Genomic DNA, 249 nt, shown 5'->3' on the forward strand with positions numbered 1-249 from the left:
GTGACAACGCTGAAAGAAATGCGCGAATACGGAAAGAATACGAACCTGATCGTAAGAAAATTGAAGGCAGATGAATGGAAAGCTTCTCTTTATCTGATGCGGCTTCATCAGATCATCGACGTGCCGGGAGCGGTGAGGGACGTAGAAGACGATACGCCGATCTATATTTACAGTACGATCAATCTGTATGTGACGGCGAAAGATATGAATGATTTGATTGAAGAATATAGAGAGGAGGCAGACGGATAT

At 43.8% G+C, this 249-nt stretch carries 1 protein-coding gene; it reads left to right on the top strand.

All coding sequences use genetic code 11. The features are described 5' to 3' along the window. Positions 1-249 (top strand): hypothetical protein (locus tag NE619_RS18380; RefSeq protein ID WP_330640873.1); only part of this gene is annotated, 249 nt, incomplete at both ends.

The organism is Anaerovorax odorimutans (assembly GCF_024459955.1).
Classification (GTDB): Bacteria; Bacillota; Clostridia; order Peptostreptococcales; family Anaerovoracaceae; genus Hominibacterium; species Hominibacterium odorimutans_A.